Raw genomic sequence first — 5710 nt, forward strand, 5'->3', positions numbered from 1 at the left:
AGCGATCACCTCTCACTAAGTACGGATGCCAACGCCAATAACGCCAACCATCTCCAAACGTAGTAAAAAATCTCTCGCAAAATTTCACGAAAAACCTAACTTGCGCTGGCGAGATAACGGCTTAATTGAGCGGATGAGAACTTTCGCTCTCAACTGAAATATTAGAACTTAGTCCGCTCCAATGATGTGTTATGCCCCGATCGCTTATCAATTATTTATCTTTGCGATCGCCTGCGCGTCACCGGACGGCGACAATGTTTGTATCATAACCGATAGCGTTCGCATCCGTTCCGAGTGCACGCGCTTGTTGGGGTGCGGACTAAAAGGAATTTGTCAGATTACAGCTTGTGCTGTCTGCTTTAGATCAAGCATTTTATCAAGAATTATTTGAGTTAATATCTTCTTAAAGAAACGACATTCACGAGTTTCTGTGCAATTAAACGTACCATGTTCATAGAATTTACTAGCTGGAGCACCTCCTCCACAAAGTTGAAAATAGCCACAGCTATCTCGGCATTGTTCAATACCCTTTTCTATTTCATACGCTAGCAGTTGGTGAGCCGCAAGCATCTCCAAATCATCCAAAGATTGTATATCTCGAATATTGGCTACAACAAATCGATTAGGATCTTCAAGTGTGCCAGCAATCATCTGTGGAGAAAAAGTAGTAATGCCTCCTTGTTGGTTAAATGAGAGTACTCTACAAGGACTAGCATCCTCTTGCTGACTAAATAACGAATTGGCGAGCTTTATATTTTTCAGCGCAGTAAAGATATCATTAAATTCTCTAAGCTCGATTTTATCTTTGTACGGTAGCCAAGCGTCAAAAACACTAGTTATAAACGACCGAAAACGAAGTTCAAGTAATTCCAGAGAAGTACTATGTAATAATTTGGTGAAGGAGGTATCTGGGTTTCCTCCCCATGGTTCTTCAATAATCAGCCCCAAAGATGAAAAACCTTCATCTAAAAAGAATTGTAAAAGCTCGTCTCCATAATCAAGGCTTTTTGCTGTGATAACACAAAGTCCAGCAAGTCTAATGCCATTATTCTTTAAGATCCGTATACCTCTAATAACAGAATCAAAGCTACCTGTTCCCTCTTTAGTAACACGATTTGCATCATGAATATGCTTTGGCCCATCTATACTGACACTGGGTGATATATTGTTATTAAGAAAGAATTCAGCCCATTTTTGATTAATAAGAGTTCCATTTGTCTGAATGCAGTGCTCAAAGTGCTTGTTGTTTTTATTAACATCGTTAATGATGCTTATTGCCTGTTGGTAAAAATCCAAGCCAAGCGAAAGTGGTTCACCATTGTGCCACACAAGCCGAAACCCATCTGCCACACGATCACTTTGAAAGACTTTGGTGAGAATGTCTTTGAGAATTTCTAAATCTATAGTTGAGCGATTCGCACGATTGGGAACGTAACAGTATTTGCAATCTATATTGCAGAACGATGATGGCTGAATAACTACAAGGTCAGTTTTTTTCTTTGGCATACTGCTGTTTTTCATCCTTCCTAAGCCTAAAATATCATTTACGTCAGTAAACATTTTGGCACTGGTTGTAGGCCAGTGCCAAAATGTAAATGCAAACTGTTTTTATCTAGCGTCGCCAAACAGTCCAAGTAATTACAGGCCAAAAATTCACCTGTTCAGCATCTGATGGGATACTAGGACTACCAGACAAGTGAGTAATTGATTCAAGTGATTCAAGGTCAATCTCGTCAAGCCTGCTTAAAATTTCCTGTTTGATCTCTTCTGCACTTTGTGGCCTGTTTTCATATGGGTTTGGCTCATTTGCATTTGTCATAATTTACTCCTAAAAACTGAAACTCATGCTCCTAAGGATAATTCTCGTAACATCAAGCAGCCCAACTATATATTAGGCGGAAATTTTCCGTATATCACGCCAAATACGCATTTTTTAAAGAATATTTCCGTATATTACGCTCAAATAGAGTGATCGTGAGAAGTTTTCCGTATAATATTACGATAAGCGTGTTATGCCGATTAGTATACTCTGCTATGAACCCTCCCCCACCCCGAAAACTCCTAGACGTAGTGCGTGAAACCATTCGCCTCAAACACTACTCCTACCGCACCGAACAAACATATCTGGACTGGATTAAGCGTTATCTGCTCTTCCATCAGAAAAAACATCCCCGTGAAATGGGGGGTGAAGAAATTAGAGCCTTTTTGACCCATCTTGCCGTTGATAAAAACGTTGCCGCCGCCACCCAAAACCAAGCCCTCAACGCCATCCTTTTCCTTTATCGAGAAGTTCTTAAAATTGAACTGGAAAATATCGGTACATATTTACGGGCAAAAGGTCACAAACGTCTGCCCACCGTCCTCACCAAAGAAGAAGTGCAAAACGTCATGAAGCACCTCAGTGGTGTAGAGCATATTATCGTTCAACTGCTTTATGGTAGCGGGTTGAGATTGGCTGAAGCCCTCAATTTGCGCGTCAAGGATGTAGATTTTGCCCAAAATCAACTGATTATCCGCGATACCAAAGGCAAGGAAGACCGCGTAACCCCCCTACCCCAACGCCTTCAAACCTCTCTCAAAGAACATCTCCAAACTGTACAACGCCTACATCGACAAGACTTGGAAAGAGGTTACGGTTCTGTTTATTTGCCCTACGCCCTGGCGCAAAAATATCCAACGGCTGACCGTGAATGGATTTGGCAATATATTTTTCCGTCCTACACCCTATCCCAAGACCCGCGTTCCGGCGAAACCCGCCGCCATCATCTCCACGAAAGCACCATCCAAAAAGCTCTCAAACAAGCCGTTCAGCAATCCGGCGTGCCTAAGCGAGTCAGTTGCCATACCTTTCGCCATAGTTTCGCTACCCATTTACTGCAAAATGGCTATGATATTCGCACCGTTCAAGAATTGTTAGGTCATAAAGATGTGAGGACGACGATGATTTATACCCACGTTTTAGCCAGAGGTGGCAGAGGTGTGAGAAGTCCCCTTGATGATTGACTGATTGGTGATGACAGCAGTTATTTTAATAGTGAGGTATGAGGTTTTCGTTTTGGGGAGTCGGTCGCCGATACAAAATTAGGTTATACTTCATCTTTATGAGAAACACTGCCACACCAGAATCGAATTGGGGAGATTGATTACCATATTTAACTTCATTTGTCAAGAAATTCGCTCATTTTTAGGTGCGATCGCTTTTTACACGATTATTCCCGTTCCGATTGCCTGGCCTGATTTTGGCAGAATTGCCCGATGGATTCCCTTAGTGGGCTTATTTTTGGGTTTAATTCTGGTTTTGCTCGATATAACTCTAGCTGGTCTGGGAATGCCACTCCTAACTCGTGCGGTTGTCCTTGTGGGGGTTTGGGTTTATCTAACCGGAGGACTACACCTTGATGGAGTTAGTGACACGGCCGATGGTTTAGCTGTCACCGACCCCCCGCGTCGTTTAGCGGTCATGGCCGATAGTGTTACCGGGGCCTTTGGAGTCATGGCCGTGACCATGGTTTTGCTGCTAAAAATCGCCGCTTTGACTGATTTAAGCGATAATCGAGCCTTAGCTCTAATTTTAGCGCCAATTTGGGGACGTTGGGGGCAAGTAATGGCGATCGCTCTTTATCCCTACCTCAAACCCACCGGCAAGGGAGCCTTTCATAAAGTGGCTTTTTGTCTGCCCTGGGACTGTGGGGGAGTAATTTGGGGGTTAATCGCCCTATTTGGCGGTCTAAGCTGGGGAATAATCGCCATTAGTGCTGGAATCGCCCTCGCTATGCTTACTGGTTACTGGTTATATCGTCGTCTTCGGGGTCACACCGGTGATACCTACGGTGCGGTGGTGGAGTGGACAGAGGCTCTATTCTTGGTTTTTTTGACAATAATTAGCTAATTTTTGCCCTCCACGGCCCGTAAACGGGTTAATTTCAGGGTAAATTTGCCCCCACCGGTTTCTCCGAAAGCTCTCACCCGAATAACATACTTACCCGACTCGGTAATGCGCGCAAAGAGGAGGGCATTAGTGCCACCATCGGGACCATCATCATTTTCCGCTACAGTGGAACCATCGGCGGCCAGGAGAATTAACACCCCATCAAAATTTTCCGATTTGAGATCGATGGCCACCTGATCGTCCTTGTCCAAATCTACGGTATAATCCCTAGCAAACCCCCCTTCCCCCGTGGGAATATCTTTGTCGGTGAGAGTATCGTTAATTTCTTTATTGAGGATGAGGGGGATGGGATTATAGATTTTTTCCGCTCGCACTGGTAAAGATTGACCGCTTAACCAGAATAAAGTGAGCAAGACGCATAAACCAGAATAGCGACCAGTCAAAGGAAATCTTGTCATAGGGCAGATGTTCGTTTTCTCAATCTCCCTATTCTACAAAAAACTGATAACTATCAGCAGTTCGACAAAATTAAATTCACACCCCAGAAAAGGGGAACACCGGAACTGCGGAACTGCCTGTAATTAATTTACTTAACTATGAATATATATTCTTTAGTTAGCAAAAACAAGTAAAAAAATCCCCCTTTGAGCAAGGGGGAAAGAGGGAAGATAAAACCCGTCTAAGGTAATTGCTGTGATCATTAATTGACAATATTTAAAAAAGATTGATTGAAAAAGAACTAGAAGTTAAAAACTTAAAGAGGGTTCTTACATGGGCAAAGAAGCTAAAGACTGAGTGATATTATAGGCTTGACCGCGATAGGTAACGGCTACCGGTTTCTGAATGCTTTGAGCGACACCACGGTTTTTTAAATAGGGAACACCACGATAGCCTAAAATCAGCGGACTGGAAGCAACGGTGGCAGTGGGATTTTTCTCGTAAGCAATGCCGCGATAGGTTAATTTCATAGGTGTCTCTGGAGATAATTGGTGAGTTAGTCTTATCTCCAGCCGCGGCGAAATTAATTCCAGAAAAGCTCAACTTTTTTCTGGGTAAATATCCTACCAAGAAGACCCCCGATAGCGCATTTCTCGACGCAGAGCATAACGACGGGCAAAATTAGGAACATCGCCCCGATGACCTAATAAAATCGGTTCTTCGGTTTGTCTTATGCAATGGACGGGGGTTATAAGGTATGTAACCCTTATATAGAAAGGCATTTAGCGATTTTTGTTAATTTTTTTTTGATCTAGAGCGAACTAATCAATTAAGAACCATACCAAGTAACGAAGAACCATAAAATCACCGTATCGCCTTGCTGTAGAATGGTGGAATTGTCGGGATGGGCGATGACACGACCATCAAATTGACGCACAGCAACGATAATAAAAGCACCCTGTCCCCGCACTTCCATCTGACTGATGGGTTGTCCCAAAAAGGGCGAATCGCTTAAAATCGAGTATTCTTCAAATTGCAGGTCGATATCGGCTAATAATTCGTTAAGATTGCGCCTACCTTCATCTTCCTGTAAAAAATCGATTGCGGCCGGATGGGTGATTAAATGGGCCATTCTCTCTGCTCCAATGGTAGCAGGTAAGACCACTTGATCGGCCCCGGCTAGTTTTAATTTTTTCTCGGTGCTGGGATATTCTCCCCTGGCGATAATGTATAGTTGCGGACTGAGTTCTCTTGCGGTTAAAGTGTTGACATCCTCGCCGCCGTAAAACGGACGGCGATTCCCAAACCTCACGATTTGGGTTTCTGCTTCTTTCCCGAAGGATTTTTCGCACCTGCCTTAACAGATTTACTCTGTTCTGGTCT

At 43.4% G+C, this 5710-nt stretch carries 7 protein-coding genes and 1 pseudogene; 2 read left to right on the plus strand and 6 right to left on the minus strand.

What is annotated here, in order from left to right; all coding sequences use genetic code 11:
- Nucleotides 1–333 precede the first annotated feature (333 nt).
- Both grrM and EWV68_RS01860 read right to left on the minus strand, forming a co-directional pair.
- Complete coding sequence (gene grrM, locus EWV68_RS01855; protein ID WP_287168618.1) at nt 334–1560, minus strand: cyclophane-forming radical SAM/SPASM peptide maturase GrrM/OscB; 1227 nt, start codon at nt 1558–1560, stop codon at nt 334–336.
- A gap of 52 nt (nt 1561–1612) precedes the next feature.
- A complete protein-coding gene (locus EWV68_RS01860; RefSeq protein ID WP_287168619.1) occupies nt 1613–1819 on the minus strand; it encodes a hypothetical protein in 207 nt (68 codons plus the stop codon).
- Nucleotides 1820–2034: 215 nt separating this feature from the next.
- Between EWV68_RS01860 and EWV68_RS01865 the strand changes: the two genes are divergently transcribed.
- Together EWV68_RS01865 and cobS are read left to right on the plus strand one after the other, a co-directional pair.
- Complete coding sequence (locus EWV68_RS01865; protein WP_061433265.1) at nt 2035–3003, plus strand: integron integrase; 969 nt, start codon at nt 2035–2037, stop codon at nt 3001–3003.
- A gap of 127 nt (nt 3004–3130) precedes the next feature.
- Nucleotides 3131–3889, plus strand: a complete 759-nt coding sequence (gene cobS, locus EWV68_RS01870) for an adenosylcobinamide-GDP ribazoletransferase (protein ID WP_287168620.1) — start codon at nt 3131–3133, stop codon at nt 3887–3889.
- Here cobS and EWV68_RS01875 read toward each other — a convergent pair.
- From EWV68_RS01875 to EWV68_RS01890, 4 genes and pseudogenes are all read right to left on the minus strand, one after another.
- A complete protein-coding gene (locus tag EWV68_RS01875; RefSeq protein WP_287168621.1) occupies nt 3886–4347 on the minus strand; it encodes a PPC domain-containing protein in 462 nt (153 codons plus the stop codon). The two genes, cobS and EWV68_RS01875, sit on opposite strands and share 4 nt — an antisense overlap.
- Nucleotides 4348–4656: 309 nt before the next feature.
- Nucleotides 4657–4857, minus strand: a complete 201-nt coding sequence (locus EWV68_RS01880) for a DUF4278 domain-containing protein (RefSeq protein ID WP_061433262.1) — start codon at nt 4855–4857, stop codon at nt 4657–4659.
- 93 nt (nt 4858–4950) lie between these two features.
- Nucleotides 4951–5109, minus strand: coding sequence for a hypothetical protein (locus tag EWV68_RS01885; protein WP_287168622.1), 159 nt, complete (start codon nt 5107–5109; stop codon nt 4951–4953).
- Nucleotides 5110–5186: 77 nt separating this feature from the next.
- Nucleotides 5187–5591, minus strand: a pseudogene (locus EWV68_RS01890) (potassium channel family protein); the annotation flags it as partial.
- Between the last annotated feature and the right edge of the window lie 119 nt (nt 5592–5710).

The sequence above is a fragment of the Microcystis sp. M_QC_C_20170808_M9Col genome (genome assembly GCF_007095495.1).
Lineage (GTDB): Bacteria > Cyanobacteriota > Cyanobacteriia > Cyanobacteriales > Microcystaceae > Microcystis > Microcystis aeruginosa.